Annotated in this window: 22 protein-coding genes; 11 read left to right on the top strand and 11 right to left on the bottom strand. The window is 63.0% G+C overall.

Annotated elements, in window-relative coordinates:
• The 3 genes from ACR9ZN_RS28805 to ACR9ZN_RS28795 all read left to right on the top strand — a co-directional run bounded on the left by ACR9ZN_RS28805 (position 1) and on the right by ACR9ZN_RS28795 (position 2,470).
• The gene (locus tag ACR9ZN_RS28805) at positions 1-1,053 is read left to right on the top strand and encodes a CobW family GTP-binding protein (RefSeq protein ID WP_454812755.1); all 1,053 of its coding nucleotides are present in this window, start codon (positions 1-3) and stop codon (positions 1,051-1,053) included.
• A 141-nt stretch (positions 1,054-1,194) separates the two neighbouring features.
• Positions 1,195-2,205, top strand: a complete 1,011-nt coding sequence (locus ACR9ZN_RS28800) for a WD40 repeat domain-containing protein (protein WP_481273798.1) — start codon at positions 1,195-1,197, stop codon at positions 2,203-2,205.
• Positions 2,206-2,209: 4 nt separating this feature from the next.
• Complete coding sequence (locus ACR9ZN_RS28795) at positions 2,210-2,470, top strand: hypothetical protein (RefSeq protein ID WP_454812751.1); 261 nt, start codon at positions 2,210-2,212, stop codon at positions 2,468-2,470.
• Positions 2,471-2,503: 33 nt separating this feature from the next.
• Here the strand turns inward: ACR9ZN_RS28795 and ACR9ZN_RS28790 are convergent, their stop codons facing one another.
• From ACR9ZN_RS28790 to ACR9ZN_RS28750, 9 genes are all read right to left on the bottom strand, one after another.
• On the bottom strand, positions 2,504-3,145 hold the full coding sequence (locus ACR9ZN_RS28790; RefSeq protein ID WP_454812749.1) for an amino acid ABC transporter permease: 642 nt from the start codon (positions 3,143-3,145) through the stop codon (positions 2,504-2,506).
• A complete protein-coding gene (locus tag ACR9ZN_RS28785; protein WP_441771287.1) occupies positions 3,142-3,810 on the bottom strand; it encodes an amino acid ABC transporter permease in 669 nt (222 codons plus the stop codon). The genes ACR9ZN_RS28790 and ACR9ZN_RS28785 overlap by 4 nt, the downstream gene beginning before the upstream one ends.
• Before the next feature lie 157 nt (positions 3,811-3,967).
• Positions 3,968-4,759, bottom strand: a complete 792-nt coding sequence (locus ACR9ZN_RS28780; protein WP_454812747.1) for a transporter substrate-binding domain-containing protein — start codon at positions 4,757-4,759, stop codon at positions 3,968-3,970.
• Between the two features lie 48 nt (positions 4,760-4,807).
• Positions 4,808-5,899 (bottom strand): ABC transporter ATP-binding protein, encoded by a 1,092-nt coding sequence (locus ACR9ZN_RS28775; protein ID WP_434955096.1) that lies wholly within the window; start codon positions 5,897-5,899, stop codon positions 4,808-4,810.
• A 31-nt stretch (positions 5,900-5,930) separates the two neighbouring features.
• On the bottom strand, positions 5,931-6,767 hold the full coding sequence (locus ACR9ZN_RS28770) for an ABC transporter permease (RefSeq protein WP_434955095.1): 837 nt from the start codon (positions 6,765-6,767) through the stop codon (positions 5,931-5,933).
• Positions 6,764-7,654: an ABC transporter permease gene (locus ACR9ZN_RS28765; protein WP_454812744.1), complete on the bottom strand. Its 891-nt coding sequence runs from the start codon at positions 7,652-7,654 to the stop codon at positions 6,764-6,766. The genes ACR9ZN_RS28770 and ACR9ZN_RS28765 overlap by 4 nt, the downstream gene beginning before the upstream one ends.
• Positions 7,655-7,909: 255 nt before the next feature.
• Positions 7,910-8,980, bottom strand: coding sequence for an ABC transporter substrate-binding protein (locus ACR9ZN_RS28760; protein WP_481273797.1), 1,071 nt, complete (start codon positions 8,978-8,980; stop codon positions 7,910-7,912).
• 525 nt (positions 8,981-9,505) lie between these two features.
• On the bottom strand, positions 9,506-10,363 hold the full coding sequence (locus ACR9ZN_RS28755) for a LysR substrate-binding domain-containing protein (RefSeq protein WP_434955092.1): 858 nt from the start codon (positions 10,361-10,363) through the stop codon (positions 9,506-9,508).
• Between the two features lie 294 nt (positions 10,364-10,657).
• A complete protein-coding gene (locus ACR9ZN_RS28750) occupies positions 10,658-11,044 on the bottom strand; it encodes a RidA family protein (protein WP_454812738.1) in 387 nt (128 codons plus the stop codon).
• 145 nt (positions 11,045-11,189) lie between these two features.
• Here ACR9ZN_RS28750 and ACR9ZN_RS28745 point away from each other — a divergent pair, with 145 nt between their 5' ends.
• From ACR9ZN_RS28745 to ACR9ZN_RS28715, 7 genes are all read left to right on the top strand, one after another.
• Entirely contained in the window at positions 11,190-12,206 is a 1,017-nt protein-coding gene (locus ACR9ZN_RS28745; protein ID WP_454812736.1) for an ABC transporter substrate-binding protein, read from the top strand.
• Between the two features lie 160 nt (positions 12,207-12,366).
• A complete protein-coding gene (locus ACR9ZN_RS28740; RefSeq protein WP_481273796.1) occupies positions 12,367-13,164 on the top strand; it encodes an ABC transporter ATP-binding protein in 798 nt (265 codons plus the stop codon).
• Positions 13,165-13,198: 34 nt separating this feature from the next.
• Complete coding sequence (locus tag ACR9ZN_RS28735) at positions 13,199-14,038, top strand: ABC transporter permease (RefSeq protein ID WP_481273795.1); 840 nt, start codon at positions 13,199-13,201, stop codon at positions 14,036-14,038.
• Positions 14,039-14,040: 2 nt separating this feature from the next.
• Entirely contained in the window at positions 14,041-15,375 is a 1,335-nt protein-coding gene (locus tag ACR9ZN_RS28730; protein ID WP_481273794.1) for a cytosine deaminase, read from the top strand.
• Positions 15,376-15,501: 126 nt separating this feature from the next.
• Positions 15,502-16,911: an FAD-binding oxidoreductase gene (locus ACR9ZN_RS28725; RefSeq protein WP_481273793.1), complete on the top strand. Its 1,410-nt coding sequence runs from the start codon at positions 15,502-15,504 to the stop codon at positions 16,909-16,911.
• Positions 16,912-17,009: 98 nt separating this feature from the next.
• On the top strand, positions 17,010-17,318 hold the full coding sequence (locus tag ACR9ZN_RS28720; RefSeq protein WP_434955085.1) for a cupin domain-containing protein: 309 nt from the start codon (positions 17,010-17,012) through the stop codon (positions 17,316-17,318).
• Positions 17,318-17,899 (top strand): NAD(P)H-dependent oxidoreductase, encoded by a 582-nt coding sequence (locus ACR9ZN_RS28715; protein ID WP_481273792.1) that lies wholly within the window; start codon positions 17,318-17,320, stop codon positions 17,897-17,899. Before ACR9ZN_RS28720 ends, ACR9ZN_RS28715 begins: the two co-directional genes overlap by 1 nt.
• On the opposite strand, the gene ACR9ZN_RS28710 is transcribed toward ACR9ZN_RS28715, so the two are convergent.
• Positions 17,885-18,271 (bottom strand): DUF3592 domain-containing protein, encoded by a 387-nt coding sequence (locus tag ACR9ZN_RS28710; protein ID WP_454812726.1) that lies wholly within the window; start codon positions 18,269-18,271, stop codon positions 17,885-17,887. The genes ACR9ZN_RS28715 and ACR9ZN_RS28710 overlap by 15 nt on opposite strands.
• Positions 18,272-18,532: 261 nt before the next feature.
• Here ACR9ZN_RS28710 and ACR9ZN_RS28705 point away from each other — a divergent pair, with 261 nt between their 5' ends.
• A complete protein-coding gene (locus tag ACR9ZN_RS28705) occupies positions 18,533-19,018 on the top strand; it encodes a MarR family winged helix-turn-helix transcriptional regulator (RefSeq protein WP_149252054.1) in 486 nt (161 codons plus the stop codon).
• Between the two features lie 186 nt (positions 19,019-19,204).
• On the opposite strand, the gene ACR9ZN_RS28700 is transcribed toward ACR9ZN_RS28705, so the two are convergent.
• Positions 19,205-19,825: a glucose-6-phosphate isomerase gene (locus tag ACR9ZN_RS28700; RefSeq protein ID WP_434955082.1), complete on the bottom strand. Its 621-nt coding sequence runs from the start codon at positions 19,823-19,825 to the stop codon at positions 19,205-19,207.
• Positions 19,826-19,830 lie beyond the last annotated feature (5 nt).

The following is a 19,830-nucleotide window of genomic DNA, read 5'->3' as shown; positions in this document are numbered from 1 at the left end:
ATGGCCGACACGATTGCTTCCGAAAGCAAGACGTCCGACAAGATTCCCGTCACCGTTCTCACCGGCTATCTCGGCGCCGGCAAGACCACCCTGCTCAACCGCATCCTGACCGAGCCCCATGGCAAGCGCTATGCCGTCATCGTCAATGAATTCGGCGAGATCGGCATCGACAACGACCTCATCGTCGACGCCGACGAAGAGGTGTTCGAGATGAACAATGGCTGCGTGTGCTGCACGGTGCGGGGCGACCTCATCCGCATCATCGACGGCCTGCTCAAGCGCAAGGGCAAGTTCGACGCCATCCTGGTGGAGACCACGGGCCTCGCCGATCCCGCGCCGGTAGCGCAGACCTTCTTCGTCGACCAGGATGTCGCCGAAAAGACCCGCCTCGACGCTGTGGTCACCGTGGCCGATGCCAAATGGCTCAAGGATCGCCTCAAGGACGCCCCCGAGGCCAAGAACCAGATCGCCTTCGCCGACGTCATCGTGCTGAACAAGACCGACCTCGTCACTGCGCCCGAACTGCATGAGGTCGAGATGCGCATCCGCGCTCTCAACCCTTATGCCAAGCTGCACAAGGCGACCCGTTCCAACGTGGCGATCTCAGATGTGCTCGGCCGCAACGCCTTCGACCTCGACCGCATCCTGGACCTGGAACCCGCTTTCCTCGAGGTCGACGATCACGACCATGATCACGACCATCACCATGGCCATGACCATCATCACCATGACCACGGCCTGAAGCACTATCACGACGAGACCATGCAGTCCTTGTCGCTGAAGATCGATGGCGATGTCGATCCGGCCAAGTTCATGCCCTGGATCGACCGCATCGCCCAGAGCGAGGGGCCGAGCCTGCTGCGCTGGAAGGGCATCCTCTCCTTCAAGGACGAGCCGCGCCGTTTCGTGCTGCAGGGCGTGCACATGATCGTGGATGGCGACCTCCAGCGGGAGTGGAAGCCGGACGAAAAGCGCGAATCGCGTCTCGTCTTCATCGGACACAATCTCAACCGCGACGAGCTCGAAAAGGGCTTCCGCGCCTGCGCGGCGTGATCGTATACCCTCCCCTGCAGGGGGAGGGCCGGCCTGAAGGCTGGGGTGGGACGAATTCACCGCCCACCCGGACCCATCACCTCCCGACGCTACGCGTCGACCCTCCCCCTCCAGGGAGGGTGTAAGTTCCAAGAGTCTCCCTTGAACACCACCACCTTCCCTTCCCTGTCCGAGAGCGTCACCTCGATCGAGGCCGGCAGCCATGTGCTGGCCTGCCATTGGCTTGGCCGCACGCCTGTCTTTGCGTTGGCCGACGGCACCGTACTCAGGGCGGAGATCTGCGAAGAGAAGCGCGACGCCCTGTTCGGCGATGCCGGCCTGCTGGCCGTCACCGCCAATGCCACCACACTCGTCGCCGGCGGCGATGACGGCCGAATCATGGCCCTCTCCGCCAATGGCGAAATCGGCCAGATCGGGCAGGCCGGCAACAGATGGATCGACGCGGTGGCGGTGTCCGCAGGAGGCGCAACGGCCTGGTCGGCGGGCAAGGCCGTCTATGCCCGCGACGAGAAGGGTACTGTGAAGCAGTGGACGGCGCCGTCCAGCGTGCGGGGCCTTGCCTTCATGCCTAAAGGCTACCGCCTCGCCGTGGCGCACTACAATGGCGTATCCGCCTGGTTTCCCAATTCGAGCGCTGCCCCCGAATTCTACGAATGGAAGGGCAGCCATCTCGACATCACGATTTCGCCCGACAACCGCTTCATCGTCACCTCCATGCAGGAGAACACCCTCCATGGCTGGACTGTGGCCGAGAAGAAGCACATGCGCATGTCGGGCTATCCCTCCAAGACACGCTCCTTCTCCTGGTCGCATGACGGCAACTGGCTGGCGACTTCCGGCGCCGATGCCGGCATCGTCTGGCCGTTCCAGAGCAAGGACGGTCCCATGGGTAAGGCTCCGCGCGAATGCGGTATCCGCCACGCCAAGGTGACGCAGGTGGCCTTCCACCCCAAGGCGCTGGTGCTGGCGCTCGGCTATGAGGACGGCTGCGTGCTGCTTTGCCGCCTGACCGACGCCTCCGAAATCCTGGTGCGCCGTGCCATACCCGGATCGGGCATCACAGCCCTGGCTTGGGACAAGACAGGAGCCCAGCTCGCCCTCGGCGCCGAGGATGGCGCTGCCGGCATCCTCACTTTGCCCGGAGCTGCCTGAGGCGATGTTCGGCCTGTTCCGCAAATCCAGCCAGGCCGAGCGCGACAGGGCAGCCACCATCAAGCAGATGGCCCGGGAGATCCTGGACCTCGGCGAGGAGACCACCATCTCCGTCAGCGAAATCCAATGCGGCGATGCCGCCTGCCCAGGCACGGAAACGGTGATCCTGGTGATGCAGCCGGGCGTCAAGACCAAGGCCTACAAGGTGCTGGCGCCGCTTCTGGAGGTGGAACGGGCTGCAGTAGAGCGGGCCTTGGCTGGATAGGGCCAGCTGGAAACCGGCGTTCCAGGAGTGCCCCTACACCCCGCGCCTTTCCAGTGCATCGACGTAGCGCGTCAAGGGGAAGCAGATCACGAAGAAGATCAACGCCACGCAGCCATAGACGATGAAGGGCTGGAAGGTGGCGTTGTTGATGGCATTGGCCGTGCGCAGCAATTCCTCGAAGCCGATGATCGAGGTCAGCGCCGTGCTCTTCACCAGCTGCACCAGGAAGCCGACGGTCGGGGCGCGCGTCATCGAGAGGACCTGGGGCAGGACGATCAGGCGCAATTGGCGCCAGTAATGCAGGCCAAGGCTGGCGCTCGCCTCCCACTGGCCCCGCGGCAAGGCCTCGACGCCGCCCCGCCAGATCTCGGCGAGAAAGGCGCTGGCGCACAAGGTCAGGCCGAGCACTGCCGTCAGCCAGGGGTCGATGCGCAGGCCGATGCGCGGCAGACCGAAGAACACCAGGAAGAGCTGCAGCAGGAGCGGGGTGCCCTGGAACAGCCCGATATACCATTCGGCCGGCCGGCTCAGCCATCTGCGGCTGTCGATGCGGGCGATCAGGATGGCGAGGCCGACCAGGCCGCCACCGATGAAGGCGACGATCGAGAGAAGCACGGTCCAACGGGCTGCCAGCAACAGATTACGCGCGATGTCCCAGAAGGTGAACTCGATCATGCCAGACCTCCGAACAGGAAACGCCGGCCGCCGAACTGCAGGAGACGCCGCAGGACGATGCTCAGCACCAGATAGATCAAAGCGACCACCAGATAGGTCTCGAAGGGCAGGAAGGTGCGCGCCTGGATGAGATCGGCTTCATAAGTGAGTTCCTTCACCGCGATCTGCGAGACGGCCGCCGATTCCAGCATCATGATGACGATCTGGCTGCTGAGGGCCGGAAAGATCACCTTGAGGGCCTGAGGCAGCACGATCTTGACGAAGACCTGCCGTGGTCGCAGGCCCAGGGCCAGCCCCGCCTCCTTCTGCCCCCGCGAGACGGCGTCGAGGCCGGCGCCGACGATCTCGATGCCATAAGCGGTGAGGTTGATGGTAACAGCCACGATGGCGACCATCAGCGGATTGAGCAGGATGCCGAGGCTCGGCAGCCCGAAGAAGATGAAGAACATCTGCACGATGAACGGCGTATTGCGGATCAACTCCACATAGACAGTCACCAGATAGCGGACCGGCGCATGGCGGCTGCGCCGGCCGGCGGCACCCAGAACGCTGAGGAACAGGCCGAGCACGGCCGAGACCAGGATCATCAGGATCGTGATCCCGGCGCCTCTTGCGATCGCGGCAAGCGCGGCGCCGAGCCAGCCGAAGTCGAGACTACTGCCCATTTCCGTGCCCTTCCCTTCAAAGCCGGAGCGTACCAACGGCCTTGATGCCTGAACGATGAGGCGTCGTCATTGCGAGAGGAGCGAAGCAATCCAGGTCCCTGGATTGCCGCGTCGCAGTGCTCCTCGCAATGACGTGCGGGTCAATTTTGAGAACCGCTCAGTCCTTGAGATCCTTGGGATCGAGCGGCTTTTGCAACCACTTCATCGAGATCTCGTTGAGCTTGCCATCCGCCAGCAACTTGGCGACGGCGTCATCGAGAGCCTGCTTGAGGCGGGGCTCGTTCTTGTTGATGGCGATATGATCGGGCGAAGACAGCAGCTGGAACTTCTGCTCGGGCTTGAGATCCACCCGCTTGGCCAGCACCTGCGAGCCGACATCGTTGCCGACCACCATCACCTGGGCCTGGCCGGAGAGGAAGGCCTGGATCACCGAATTGTAATTGTCGAAGCGGCGAACATCGGCGGAAGCCGGCACCACCGCCGTGAGGGAAGTGTCCTCCAGCGTGCCGCGATTGACGGCAATGGTCTTGTCGCCAAGGTCTTCCTTTCCGGCCACCTTGAGGGCCTGTGGGCCGATCACGGCGATGTAATAGGGCGCATAGGCCGATACGTAATCGACCACCTTCTCGCGTTCGGCGCTGTAGCCGACGCTCATCAAGAGGTCGACGCGCTTTTCGGTCAGGAAGGGAATGCGATTCTGGCCGGTCACGCTGACGAGGTTGAGCTTGACCTTCAGGCCGTCGGCGAGGATCTGCGCGACGTCGATGTCATAGCCCTTCAGGCTCATATCCGGGTTGACCGAGGAGAAGGGCGGGAAGTCACCGAAGACGCCGACATTGATCACGCCGGCCTTGGTGATGTCGTCGAGTGCGTCGGCCTTGGCCGCGACGGTCGCGGCAAACAGGGCGGCCGTCAGGGTGGCGGCCCGCAGGAGACTGCGTAGGATCATGATGTCGGTCCTTTCCTTGAATGGTTTGTTCTGGTTGGAGGAAATGGCTCAGGCTGCAACCGGCACCACCACGCAGCCTTCGGCCGGCAGCCCGACGATGACCGGCTGGCCGAGGCCGTGCACGTCACCGCCGCGGTTGGGCTGGACGGCGAGGACCTGCCCGCCGCCCTGCAATTCGACCAGGATCTGCCGCATGGCGCCGAGCGGCGTCACCTCCAGCACCTGGCCCGGGATGCGGTTGCGCTCACTGGAAAGAGCCGCCGCCTGCAGCGGCATCAGATCGATGCTCTCGGGCCGCACGCACAGATCGACCTCGCTCCGCCCAGCCGTATCGTGCGGGGTCGAGACCACCAGCTTCAGGCCGTTGGCACCGACAAAGGCGGCAAGGCCGTTGCCCTGGGCTTCCAGGCGGCCACGGAACCAGTTGGCCCGGCCCATGAACTCAGCCACGAAGCGCGAGCGAGGCTTGCCATAGACCTCGTTCGGCGGTCCTTCCTGCACGATGCTGCCGCTCTTCATCACGAAGACACGCTCGCCCAGGCTCATCGCCTCCTCCTGATCGTGGGTGACCACGATGGTGGTGGCGTCGACGGCGGCGAGCACCTGCTTGAGTTCGGCCCGCAATTCCTGGCGCAGCTTGGCATCGAGAGCGGACAGTGGTTCGTCGAGCAGGACCAGGCCAGGCCGCGTCGCCAGGGCGCGCGCCAGGGCGACACGCTGCTGCTGGCCGCCACTGAGTTGATGGGGCTTGCGATGGCCGAAATCCGGCAGGCGCACCAGTTCCAACATCTGCGCGACGCGGTCGTCGATCTCGTTTCGCGGGCAGCCGCGATAGCGCAGCCCGTAGGCAATGTTCTCGGCGATGGTCATATGCGGAAACAGCGCATAATGCTGGAACAGCAGGCCGACATTGCGCTGATAGGGCTTGAGCCGTGTGACATCCTCGCCGGCGATGCGCACCGTGCCTGCATCCGGCCTTTCGAAGCCGGCGATGATGCGCAGAATGGTGGTCTTGCCGCAGCCGCTCGGTCCCAGAAGGGCAACGGTCTCGCCGCCGGCGATCGAGAACGAGACGCCGTCGACCGCCGTCACATCGCCGAAATGCTTGACGGCATCGATGAATTCCACGGAGTTCGCCATGTCTCGCTCCCGTTATTTGAAGAGTAGGTCGTTACCTGAACATTCCTTGGCCGATCAGACGATCGAAGCCGACGAGCCGTTCCAGGATGATGATGAGGATGGCCGTGATGCCGACGAGCAGGACGGCCGCGGCCGCGATGGTGAGATCGAAGGAGGCCCGCATATTGCTCACCAGCGCCACCGGTAGCGTGTAGGTGGTGGGATCGGTGAGGAAGAGGCTGACGGCGACATCGTCCATCGAGATGGCGAAGGTGAAGACGGCGCCGGTGACGATGCCGGTGCGGATCAGCGGCAGGGTGACGCTCCAGAAGGCCTGCCGCTCCGTGGCGCCCAGGATCAGAGCCGCCTCGGTCAAGCGCTTGTCGCGGCCGACCAGGCTGGCCAGCGTGGCGCGCAGCGCATAGGGCAATGTGATGATGATGTGCCCGGCCAGCAAGCGCGGAAAACCGCTGATCACGCCAATCTTGGAGAGGAAGAGCAGGAGGGCGAAACCCGTCACCACCGCCGGCACGATCAGCGGCGACAGGAAGGCCCCCATGATGACACCCTTGCCGCGGAAGTCGCCGCGGTCGAGCCCCACCGCCGCTGCGGTCCCGATGACCACATTGACGAGGGTCGCCAGCACCGCGATCTCCAGGCTGGTGCTCAGGCCCGCCACGACATAATCCTGCGAGAACAGTTTTTCGAACCAGTGCAGCGACAGGCCGGGCGGCGGCAGCGGCCCGAGATAGTCGCGGGCGTCGAAGGCGAGCAGCCCCGCCACCAGCAACGGCACGATCAGGAAAGCCAGGCCTAGCCCGATCACGATGTTCGTGGTGGAGATGGCGACACGGTCGCCCCACAGCTTGGTCTTGCCCTCGGCGGTCATGCGCGTTGCCTCCGGCCATGCTGCACCAGCGAGACCAGATAGACGACGATGAGGGTCAGGATCAGCATGGTGATCGAGACGGCGGCGCCGCTGGGATAATTGGAGACGTCGCTGAAGCGGTTGTAGATCACGTTGGAGATGAACAGCACCCGCCCCTTGCCGAGCACCATCGGAATGACGAAGGCGCTGATCGAGAAGGTCAGCGAGACCAGGAAGGCCGAGACCAGCGACGGCAGGCTGCGCGGCAGGGTGATGTCGAGATGGGCCCGCCAGGCGGGCGCACCCAGCGACTGTGCGGCATCGATCAGGCGAGGATCGAGATTCTGCACCGTGCCGATCAAAGTCAGCACGCTGATCGGGATCACCGCATGCAAGAGCCCGGCCCCGACCAGCGTCTCGATATACCAGCGGCTGGTCGGCGCTATCCCCAAAAAGGTGAGCAGTGGACGGGCGATGCCGACCGAGCCGAAGGTGAGCTCCAGCGCATAGGTTCGCACCAGCATGGACAGCAGCACCAGCGTGATCATCAGACCGATGCAGGCGACCCGCCAGCGCTTGGAAAAGCGCCGCACGACGCCATAGGCAATCGGGAAGGCGATGATCATGCCGACCAGCGAGGCGGCGACGCTGATGCGGAACGTCTCCATCAGCACGCCTGCGAAGGACGGGCTGACCAGTTCGCGGTAATTGTCGAGGACGAAGGGCGAATCCGCTGCCGAGCCGATGCGGCCCGGCACGAATTGACGGAAGCTCTCTAGGGCGAGGTCGAGGAGCGGCGCGGCAAAGATCAGGACGAAGACGGCGAGCGCCGGCACGAGCAGCAGCATCGCGCCGCGATTGGGGGATGGCGTCGACAGGCTGGCCGCCGGATTGGCTTGAGACGACAAGGCGATAACCTCCTGCAGACGGGACAGGCGAGGAGAAAGGTGCGAGCGAAATAGGCGTTGACTTCACCCTCCCCTGGAGGGGTCGGCACTTCCTCTTGGAAGTGCCTGGGGTCGACGCGAAGCGTCGGGGTGGGGTGACCTGCCCCCGACTAACGTGGAGTGCTTGCCGCCCCAATCCGAGAATTTTTGCGAGGTGAGTCACCCCCCCCCGGGCCTACGGCCCGCCCCTCCCCCTCCAGGGGAGGGTTGAGAACCTCAAAGCAGCGGGGCGATGTCGGCTTCCCAGCGCTTGGCCCAGGCATCCTGGTTGGACAGCACCTCATTGTAGTCGGGTACATGGACGAATTCGTCCATTTCGGCTGGCGTGAAGATGAGATGCTTGAGGTTCTCGGGCTTCTCGGCCTTGGCGTTGAGCGGCGCTTCGCCCGCGACCTTGGCGTAGAGCGTGTTCATCGCCGGGCTGATGGCGAAATTGATGAAGTCCAGCGTTGCCTTGAGATTGGGCCGGTTCTTCAGGACGGCAAAACCGCTCTGATAGAGGAAGGTCGCCATGCCTTTCTGCTTGGTCAGGCGGGTCACCGGGAAATTCTTGGCGACCGCCGCCCAACTCGGTTCTGCAAAAAAGCCGACGGAGGTCTCGCCTGCGGTGAAGGAATTGGTGAAGTCGACATCCGTCACCGCGATGCGACCGATATTGCCGGACTTGGCGAGATCCGCCATCAGCTTCCAGCCCGGCTCCATGTTCTTCTCGTCGCCGCCGCCATGCAGGGCCAGCGCCACGATCTGCAGCATCATGCTCTGGGTCGGGCCGGGCCAGCAGATCGCCCCTTTGAGCTTGGGGTCGAACAGGTCGTCGATCTTGGCGACGGGCATCGGCACGGTATCGGTGCGATAGCCGAAATACATGCCGCCGACGGCGCGCGGCACCGCCATGATGCCGCCCTTGTCGTTCTTGATGATCATCTTGGCGGGAATATCGGCGAGATTGGGAATGTCGGCTGGATTGACGGTTTCCAGCCAGTCTTCCTTGATCATCGAGTTGAAAGAGCCTTCCCAGCCGGCGACATAGTCGAAATCGGTGCGCGGCCAGATCGCCTTGATCTTGGGCAGGATGGCGGCGGCGCCGCCCTGGTGCAGCACCCAATCGACATCGACGGCGCTTTGCTGCGCGGCGATTTCCTTCATCGCCTTGACGACATCGCCGCCCCATTCGATGGCCGTCAGCTTGGTGCCGGCCGCCCGGGCCGGTGCGGCCTGCCCCAGCCAGACGGGCAGGCTCAGCGAACCCATGAGAGCGAGCAGGTTCCTGCGCGACAATTCGACCATGATGTTTCCCCTCGGTAGCCATCACCATGCCCTCGTCGTGGATCGACTGTTATGGACAGGCTCGGTACGAGGCCAAGGGGCCTGAAAAAGGCAGGCTGCGGTAGCCGGATAATTCGCGTGAGGGTATAAGCGTTGCTGAATGCTCCCCGGGGGAAACGGATCATCTCATACAGAAGATACGGAGTGTCTGTTTGTCATCCCCGGCGAGGCTACAGGCCTCGGGAAGGGGATCCAGGGGCCAAGAGATTCTACCTGCGGCCCCCTGGATCCCCTTCCCCTCGCTTCGCTCGGCCGGGGATGACAAAACACTCGCCCGGATCGATATCAGGCGTGGCCGAGTTCGACTTTTCGTGGCGATTTTGTCGAGCTCGGGTCGGTCACTGAAAACAGCTCAGGCGTGGCCGAGCTCGACTTTTCGTGGCGATTTTGTCGAGCTCGGGTCGGTCACTGAAAACAGCTCAGGCGTGGCCGAGCTCGACTTTTCGTGGCGATTTTGTCGAGCTCGGGTCGGTCACTGAAAACAGCTCAGGCGTGGCCGAGCTCGACTTGGCGCAACACGAAATCGGCCAGGAAGCGCGATTCCTCGCGCGCGCCGCTGCGAACGTACAGGCCGATGTCGATCCGGGCCGAGCCTGGCATGTCGATCGACTTGTCGAGGGCGCGGCAACCCTCGGGAATCGTCGCCGCGATCATCGGACCGATGCCGATGCCGACGCGCACCGCCGTCGCCATCGCCACCAGGGTCGAAGCCTCGCAGACGATGCGCCAGTTGCGGTTGCGCGTAGCCAGCGTCGCCATGGCCGGTCCCCGCCAGGGACAGCTCTCCACGAACATGATCACGGGAAGCGGCATGTCCGGCGTGAACTCGATATCGGCACGCCCGACCCAGTGCAGATATTCGTTCCAGACATGCGCCGGCTTGCGGCTGCAGCGGCTGGTATCGCACACCGCGATATCGAGTTCGTCATTCTCGAGCATGGCGGCCAGGCGCGCATTGGACTCGACCAGGATGTCGATGTCGACACGGGCATTCTTGTCGCGGAAATCCCGGAGAATATCGATCAGGCGGGTAGCGGCAAAATCCTCGACCACGCCGAGGCGGATGCGCCCCTCTATCTGCCGGCCATTCAGGCGCTTGCCGACTTCGTCGGTCAAGGTGAGGATCTCACGGGCATAGGGCACCAGGAGCAGCCCGTCCGCGGTGAGCGTCAGCCCCTTGGGGCTACGCTCGAACAGGTCCGAGCCGACCAGCGCCTCGAGCTTGCGGATCTGCATGCTGACCGCGGCCTGCGTGCGATGCAGCGACAGCGCCGCACCGTTCACCGTCCCCACTTCGGCGACGGAGAGAAAGGCGCGAAGCAGATAGGGATCGAGATTCAGCATGCGGGGCGCCGGATAGGGTGGTCCATGCTTTCGGTCCCCTTGTCTGGCGCCCCCACCTGTGCTGGCTGGCCTTCTGCGACCTGAGGACACCTGTCGGCATTGTTCCACACCGATCGAAAATCACAAGGGCTTATACCGCTCGGCGACAGGTCCCCTTGCCCCCTGGAGCAAAGCGCGTTTAGCCGGAAACGCTTGTTTGCTCTAACTCTTTGGTTCCAAGCCAATCTTACGGATTGGCTGGAGCGTCTTTGCGATTCTTGGCGTCACCACCAAATCGCAAAACGCTCTCGGCTCTCACGCCTTTGCAGCCACGACCTCCACCTCGACCTTGAATTCCTCACGCGTGAAGCCCGAGACGATCATCAGGGTGGAGGCAGGCGGCGGATCGGCGACCACCGCGTCGCGGGCCTTCATATAGCCGGCCATGTGCTCGCGGCCGGTGACATAGGCATTGATCCTGACGATGTCGGCGAGCGCCATGCCGGCCTCGGCCAGGATCGCTTCGATCGCCCTGAAGATCAGCCTGGCCTGCGCTTCCGCACCCTCCGGAATCGACTCGTCCGGGCCGATGCCGAGCTGGCCGGAACAAAACACCATGCGGGCGCCGGCCGGCACCTCCACAGCATGGCTGTAGCGGGCGAAGGGCGCACGCAGCGAGGACGGCGTGATGGCGCGAAGCATGACGGGTCTCCGAAAATCTGGCCGGCGCAAAATTAATCGTGATCACGACTTGTGCAAGCTTGAATTGGCGCTAACAATCGTGCGTCGGCGTTGCGGCAATCCGATACCAGAAACTCGCAAGACGAACCGAACAGAGGCGACAGGAATGAACAGCATGCTCAAGACCGCCGTGCTTGCAGCAACGGCCGTGGTTTTTGCCGGCTTGAACGGCGCCTATGCCGAGGAACTGGTGAAAGTGCGCTTCGGCACCAACTGGCTGGCGCAGGGTGAGCATGGCGGCTACTACCAAGCCGTGGCCGACGGCACCTACAAGAAGTTCGGCCTCGACGTCGAGATCGTGCAGGGTGGCCCAACCGCCAACAACGCCACTGCCCTGGTTGCTGGCAAGAACGACTTCTATATGGGCGGCAATCTCGTCGAGGTCTTCTCGGCGGCCAAGGAGGGCGTTCCCCTCGTCGCGGTGGCCGCGACCTTCCAGAAGGACCCGCAGATCCTGATGACGCATCCCGGCGTCGGCCTCGATAGCTGGGATGACCTGAAGAAGGCCAAGACCATCTTCATCGGCCCCGATTTCCAGGCCACCGGCTATGCCTGGATGAAGGCGGCCTTCGGCTTTACCGACGAGGTGGTCAAGCCCTATGACTTCAATCCCGGTCCCTTCATCGCCGACAAACAATCTGTGCAGCAGGGTTATGTGGCGTCCGAGCCTCTCCAGGTGGAAAAGGGCGGCGGCTTCAAGCCCAATGTCTTCCTGATCGCCGACCAGGGCTGGAACACCTATTCGACCCTGATCGTCACCCGCCAGGACATCATCGATGCCAAGCCTGACGTCGTGCAGAAATTCGTCGACGCCTCGGCGATCGGCTGGGCCACCTATCTCTACGGCGACAACAAGCTCGGCAATGCGGCGATCCAGAAGGACAATCCCGACATGACCGACGAGAACCTCGCCTTCGCCGTCAAGCAGATGAAGGCCTATGGCATCGTCATGTCAGGTGACGCCGAGAAAAACGGCATCGGCGCCATGACCGACGAGCACATGAAGTCCTTTTTCGACAAGATGGTCACCGTCGGCCTCTACAAGCCCGATTTCGACTTCAAGAAGGCTTATACGCTGAAATTCGTGAACAAGAATGTCGGTTCCGACCTGATCAAGAAGTGAGCATGGTCAATAAAGTGCATTTCCCGGGAGCGCGGACGTCCATGTCCGCTCTTGGAAACGCCGAGGATGCAGAAAGGAAGAGCGGACATCGCGACATGCCACGCATGTCGCTGCGACGTCCGCACTCCCAGGAACAGCCCCTCTCCGCGGGAGCTATGCCTTGACGCCATCCTCCAGCCGCCCGATCGTCGTCTCGCTGCGCGACGTGGGCAAGACCTTCTCCTCGGGCACCACCGCGCTCCAGCATCTCGATCTCGACATCCGCCAGGGTGAGATCCTCTCTTTGCTGGGTCCCTCGGGCTGCGGCAAATCGACGGCACTGCGCATCATCGCCGGGCTGGGCGAGGCCTCGAGCGGCAGCGTGGTCTGGACCGATGGCGACAGCGACCATTCCCGCGACGTCGGCTTCGTCTTCCAGGAGCCGACGCTGATGCCTTGGGCCAGCGTGTTCGACAATGTCTGGCTGCCGTCGCGGCTCAAGGGCGTGTCGCGAAAGGCTGTCCGGGACAAGGTGATGCAGGCCCTCGACAGCGTCGGCCTCACCGCCTTTGCGCAGGCCTATCCGCGCGAACTCTCCGGCGGCATGCGCATGCGCGTCTCCATCGCCCGGGCCATGGTGACCCGCCCGAAGCTCCTCCTCATGGACGAGCCCTTCGCGGCGCTCGACGAAATCACCCGCCAGAAGCTCAACGACGATCTGATGCGCCTGCAGGCAGAGCTTGGCTGGACGGTGGTGTTCGTCACCCATTCGGTATTCGAAAGCGTCTATATTTCCGATCGCATCGTGGTGATGGCGGCTCGGCCGGGACGCGCTTTCGCCGAGATCGCCGTCGACGCCGAGCGCCCGCGCGGCGCTGCCTTCCGCACCACGCCCGTTTACGTCGACTATTGCCGCCAGGCCTCCGCCACGCTGACCTCGGCCATCGGCAAGGCGGTCGAGAGCGTCGATGGACATTGATCGCCAAGAATTTGGACCGGGGGGCAGAAACAGGATGAGCGTGATCAGTTCGGCGGGCGATGCCGCCACTCCTCCCGTCACAACTCGCCGGAACCCGTCGGCACTCCTGAAATGGCTGCTGCCGCTCGCCTTTCTGGTGATCGTGCTGGGGGCCTGGGAATATTGCGTGGCCGCCGGCCTTACCCCGATGAAGGTGGTGCCCGCCCCCAGCGAGATCTGGGCTGCCTTCTTCCGCGAATGGGAAACACTGGGGCCGGCCTGGCTCTTCACCCTGGAAGTGACGTTGAAAGGCTTCGTGCTCGCGGTGGTGGGCGGCGTTTCGCTCGCCATTCTGTTCTCGCTGTCGCGGCTGGTCGAATATACGCTCTATCCCTATGCCATCATCCTGCAGGTCACGCCGGTGCTCGCCCTGGCGCCGCTCTTGCTGGTGATCTTCTCGCAGGCCACCGTGCTCCTGATTTGCGTATGGCTCGTCGCCTTCTTCCCGGTGCTCGCCAACACGCTGATCGGCCTGCGCTCGACCGACCATAATCTGCTCAACCTCTTCGAGCTCTACCGCGCCTCTTCCTGGCAGAAATTGTGGCTGCTGCGCCTGCGCGGGGCCCTGCCCTATTTCCTCGGCGGCGTGCGCATCGCCGGCGGTCTTTCCCTGATCGGCGCCGTGGTGTCGGAACTCGCCACCGGTGCGGGTGGCGCGCGCGGGGGGCTTGGCTATATCATCTATCTCGCGCCACGCTATTTTGCCTATCCGCGGGCTTATGCCGCGCTGGTGCTGCTGTCGCTGACGGGCATCGCCATCTTCCTCGCCCTGTCCTATCTGTCGCATCTCCTGCTGTACAAATGGCATGAGAGCGCGCTGAAGCGGGAAAACTGACCGTGTCCAAGCCCCTCGCAGTTCCCACCGATGGCCGATGGTCGGTCGAGGCCAGCGTACCGGCCTGCCTGGTGTCGCAACCACTGGCCGGCGCCGACCAGGATGGCCTGGCACGCATCTGCCTGACCGTCGCGGACGGGCGCATCGAGGCGATCGAGGCCGTGACAGGTCCCTCCGGTACACTCAGCGCAGGCATGGTCTTCCCGAGCTTCGTGGAACTGCACACCCATCTCGACAAGGGCCATATCTGGCCGCGCCGCCGCAATCCCGACGGCACCTTCTTCGGGGCTCTCGACAACGTGACCCTGGATCGCGAGGCTCATTGGTCGGCCGCCGATGTCGCCGCCCGCATGGATTTCTCACTACGCTGCGCCTATGCGCACGGCACCTCCGCCATCCGTACCCATCTCGATTCGATCGGCAAGCAGATCGGCATCTCCTGGCCTGTTCTTGCCGAAATGCGCGAAAAATGGGCCGGCCGCATCGAATTGCAGGCCGTCGCGCTGTTTTCCATCGAGCATGTGGCCGATCGCGCGCACATGTCCGACATCACCGCCGCCCTGCGCGCGCATGACGGTATCCTGGGCGGCGTCACCTACATGGTGCCCGAGCTCGACCAGGGCCTGGACACGCTGTTCCGCCTCGCCGCCGACAACGGCTTCGATCTCGATTTCCATGTCGACGAGACCCAGGACCCCGAAGCCCGCACACTAAGCCATATCGCCGAGGCGGCCCTGCGGCATCGCTTCGCCGGCCAGATCACGGTCGGCCATTGCTGTTCCCTCGCCCGGCAGGAGGGGGACGAGATCAAGGCTACCATCGACAAGGTGGCGCAGGCCGGCATCGCTGTGGTCTCGCTGCCAATGTGCAATCTCTATCTGCAGGACCGCGTGCCCGGCCGCACCCCCCGCTCGCGCGGCGTGACGCTGCTGCACGAATTGAAGGCTGCGGGCGTGCCGGTCGCGGTCTCCTCCGACAATACACGCGACCCCTTCTATGCCTATGGCGATCTCGATGCCCTCGAGGTCTTCCGCGAGGCGACGCGCGTGGCCCATCTCGACCATCCCTTCGGCGAGTGGCCAAAGGCGGTTACGGCGACGCCGGCCTCGGTGATGGGCATCGATGCCGGGCGGCTGCGCGTCGGTGGGCCTGCCGATTTCGTGTTGTTCAAGGCCAGGAGCTGGACGGAGCTGCTGTCCCGCCCGCAGGCCGATCGCATCGTGGTGCGCAAGGGCCGGGCCATCGACACCGCTTTGCCGGACTATGCGGAACTCGATGCGGTGCTGTCAGACCGAACCGAAGGTTTGGTCCGGCGATCGCAGGCCAGCGGCCCCTAGGCGCCCAATCAACCAGACTTGACGCACCAGACATGGTGTGCCGATCTCCAGATCGGCATTTATCTTCGACGGAACGCTTCGCTTCCAAGAATGCCGATCTGGAGATCGGCACTCCGAGATCCGCCCATGACCGACATCGCCGCCCTCAAGACCCGCCTGCCCGACATCCGCATCGAGGATCACCCGACCTTGGTGCGGCAGAAGAGCCGCGACTTCTTCTGGTATTCGCCGGTGCTCAAGCGCGAGCTCGACCACATCACCGGCGATTGCATCATCTTCGCCAAATCCACGGACGACGTCGTCGCCACGCTCGCCGCCTGCTACGCGCTCGACATTCCGGTGACGCCCCGCGGCACCGGCACCGGCAATTACGGCCAGGCGATGCCGCTGTCGCGGGGGGCCGTGCTCGATCTGTCCTTCATGGACAAGATCATCTCGATCGAGCCGGGCGTGCTGGTCGCCGAAGCCGGCGCGGTGATGGCCGACATCGACAAACAGACGCAAGCCCATTCCGGCCAGGAATTGCGTCTGCATCCCTCCACCGCGAAGACGGCCACCATCGGCGGCTTCGTCGCCGGCGGCTCGGGCGGCGTCGGCTCGATCACCTGGGGCGGCCTGCGCGACTGGGGCAATATCACCCGCCTCAAGGTGGTGACGATGGAGGCAAGCCCACGCATCCTCGATCTCACCGGCGAGGATCTGCACAAGGTCAGCCATGCCTACGGCACCAACGGCATCATCACCGAAGTCGAGATGCCACTGACATCGGCCTTCAAGTGGATCGACGTCATCGTCGGCTTCGATACGCTCGCCGAGGCGGCCGCCTTCGCCAACGAGACCGGCGAGGCTGACGGCATCCTCAAGAAGCAGCTCGCGGTGGTGGCCGCGCCGGCCGCGCATGACTATTTCAACCGGCACCGGCGCTGGATCCCGCGCGACAGGCATATCGTCTGCGCCATGATCGCCCCGCAGAACTACGATGCCTTCCTCACCATCACCCGCCGGCGCAAGGGCGCAGAACTGTTGTTCTCGACGTCGGGCATAAGCGAGGCGGACCGCAAGGGCCTGCCCGACATCTACGAACTCGGCTGGAACCACACCACGCTGCGTGCCCTCAAGCTCGATCCCACAATCACCTATCTTCAGACGCTCTACCCCTTCCCCAACCAGCTCGAACTCGTCTCCAAGATCCATGCCGTCTTCGGCGACGAAGTGGTGGCCCATCTCGAATTCGTGCGCTTCGACGGCAAGATCACCTGCTTCGGCCTGCCGCTCGTCAAGTTCACCACCGAGGAGCGCCTCGACGAGATCATCCGCATCCACGAGGACATGGGTGCGCCGGTGTTCAACCCGCACCGCTACACGCTGGAGGAAGGCGGCATGAAGCAGACCGACGAGATGCAGCTCGCCTTCAAGCGCGAAGCCGATCCCAAGGGCCTGCTCAATCCCGGCAAGATGATCGCCTGGGACGATCCCGATTATGACTATTCCTCGAACCGGACCTATCTTTTCCGGGGCATGCAAATGGAAGCCTGATCGGCTTGCCAGGATATCGGACACACTCGCCTGCCAAATGCACCTCGCCACGAAATGGCGAGGTCCAACACCAAACCATAGCTATGAAAGGCCCTGCCATGTGTGGAGCACACAACAGCGACAACACCAATCTGGCGACCGGAACGCTCCAGGTCGACGATGAGCGGGTGCGCATCACCCGCTACGATTTCGAGCCCGGCCAGGAGACGGGCTGGCACCGCCATGAATACCCTTATGCCGTGGTGCCATTGGTCGACGGCACGCTGCGTATCGTCGACACGCAAGGCGAGAAGCTGGTTCCACTCGCTGCCGGCACCTCCTACTCGCGCCCGGCCGGCGTCGAGCACAATGTCTTCAACGGCGGCCAGTCCCACATGGCCTTCGTCGAGGTCGAGATGAAGGGCTGATGCGGGTCCTCGTCCTCTTCTCGCACCCTTGCGAGGAATCCTTCGGCGCGGCGCTGCATACCTGCGCCGTGGAGACCTTGCGCAAGGCCGGCCATGAGGTCGACGACTGCGACCTCTATGCCGAAGGGTTCCAGCCCGTGCTCACGGCCGCCGAACGGCGCACCTATCACGACACCGCAAAAAACCGCGATGGCGTGGCTGATTATGTCGAACGCCTGCAACGGGCGCAGGCGCTGGTGATCGTCACGCCGATCTGGAACTACGGCTTTCCGGCCATCCTCAAGGGGTTTTTCGACCGGGTCTTCCTGCCCGGCGTGTCCTTCACCCTGGTCGACGGCAAGGTCCAGGGCAATTTGCACAACATCACCAAGGTGGTGGCCGTCACCACCTATGGCGGCTCGCATCTGAAGGCCCTGCTGATGAGCGATCCGCCCCGCCGCGTGGTTACGCGCATGCTGCGGGCGGTGGTGAAGCCCTTCGCGCGCTTTCAATACCTTGCCCATTACTCGATGAATCTGTCGACCGACAGTTCGCGCGCCGCCTTCCTGGCCAAAGTGGAGAAGACGCTAGGCAGGTTTTGAATTCTTCGCTAATTTTCTCTGCTTAATGAATACCGCTAATTTACTGAATAAATAATACATTCTTCCACTACATTCGACCAATGCGATATCATGTGGATTATTGGGATTGTAAAGAATATTTACCCAATCGCCAACCTTATAAGAATTACTACAAACACCAAATTTAGGATATTCCTTGAAAACAACATTACTTACTTCATATTCAAAAAGATATTTATAAATTGGGCCATCGGCATCACCAATTATATTGGCTTCACGCACGGTTGATGAAGTGCTTTTCCAATCAATTGTACGGAATACAATGCAAAAAGTCGCAGTCCACATGGCCAACAAGGCGAGGCCAAGCGCCGCAAACAGAATGAGTCCGTCCATGGTTACATCCCGATGCTCCACCCTCGATTACAGAAACGAAGGTCTGAGCATGTTCTGAACTATAGTTGCGGATGTCGGATTGCTCAAGCCGGTCAAATATTGAAAGGTCACCCACTACATGAATCCGCGGCGATCCCGTTGCCCAGAGAATCCAGCTGCACGACGTCATTTGAACTAAGGCTCACTAAATCCTCGACATTTTCTGCCAGAAACTGTATCTGAAGCCGGCTACAGCAAATCATCAGCCGGCGGATCATCACCATGCGACATCCGGCCTCCAAGACACTTGGTTATCAGTTGATCCACGTGGCCCGCCTGCATCGGGCCCGCACCGCCAAGCTCCTCGAAGGACTTGGCCTGTTCCCGGGCCAGGAACAGGTGCTCGAAGCCCTTGCCGGGCGAGAAGCCCTGTCGATGAGCGAATTGGCGGAAATCCTGCGCGTCAGGCCCCCGACAGCCTCCAAGACGATTGCGCGCCTGTCGGCCGCCGGCCTGATCGAGCGCAAGGCGACCGACGGTGATGGGCGCGTCGTGCGCGTGGGCCTGAGCGCGGACGGCAAGGAAAAGGCCGCGGCTATCGCGGCCCTGGCGCTCGACATCGAGGCGGAAGCCACCAGCCATCTCGACAACAAGGACCGCAAGCGCCTGCGCAAATTACTCAAGCGAGTCGAGAAAGGCTTCAAGCACGCGCTCGGCGGCGAGATCGACGCCGATGATGACGACGAGGGCGACGCCGACGAGGCTTGAGGAGTGGGAAAGCCTTCTCCCCTTGCGGGAGAAGGTGGCGCGAAGCGCCGGATGAGGGGTTTTGCAACCTTACCGTTCTTCGTGGCTCAACGCCCGCCTCCGATTCGAATTGGATGAGTCGGGAGACCCCTCATCCGCCCCTTCAGGGCACCTTCTCCCGCAAGGGGAGAAGGGAAGTCGCGCACCTCACCTCGCCATGATGGCCTCGACCAACTCCTTAGCCCGGAACTGGTAGCCAGCATTGTCGACGGCCGCCCATCCGCCCTTGCCGTCATCGACGATACGGCTGCGCATGCCGCCGGCCTTGGCGATGATGTCATAGTCCTGGCCTGAGTCGGCGGGATAGGCGAAGGTCATCACCAGATCGGTCGAGCCGACATTGACCGAGCGGTGGATCCAGTAGGGCGGCACATAGCACAGGCTGCGCGGCCCGATCTCGACGCTGCGGATTTCTCCGGCCGGCGATTCCAGCAGCATGATGCCGTGTCCGCTCTCGCCGTAATACATTTCCGGACGATTGGGATTGGCGTGGATGTGGCCGCGCGTGAGGAAATATTCCCGCCCCACCTTGCCTGGAATCATGCGGGTAACCCCGATGATCATGTCGCCGGCATCCGCCGAGGGCTTGTAATCCGTCACCTCGTAAACCACCTTGTCGCCGAGTTCGGCGAGGACGGTTCGATAGGCAGCCTCGTCTTCATAGAGGCCGGCAAGATCGCCCATCGTCTTGGTGTAGCGGTTGGTTGCCCCCCGCAATTCCCCGTTCTCGACATCGACGACGCACAGACCCGGCTCGCGCATGGGCATATCAA

The sequence above is a fragment of the Labrys sp. HAY1-8F genome (assembly GCF_056754975.1).
The sequence above is the reverse complement of the archived record's forward strand: the minus strand, read 5'-3'. Positions and strand labels throughout refer to the sequence as shown.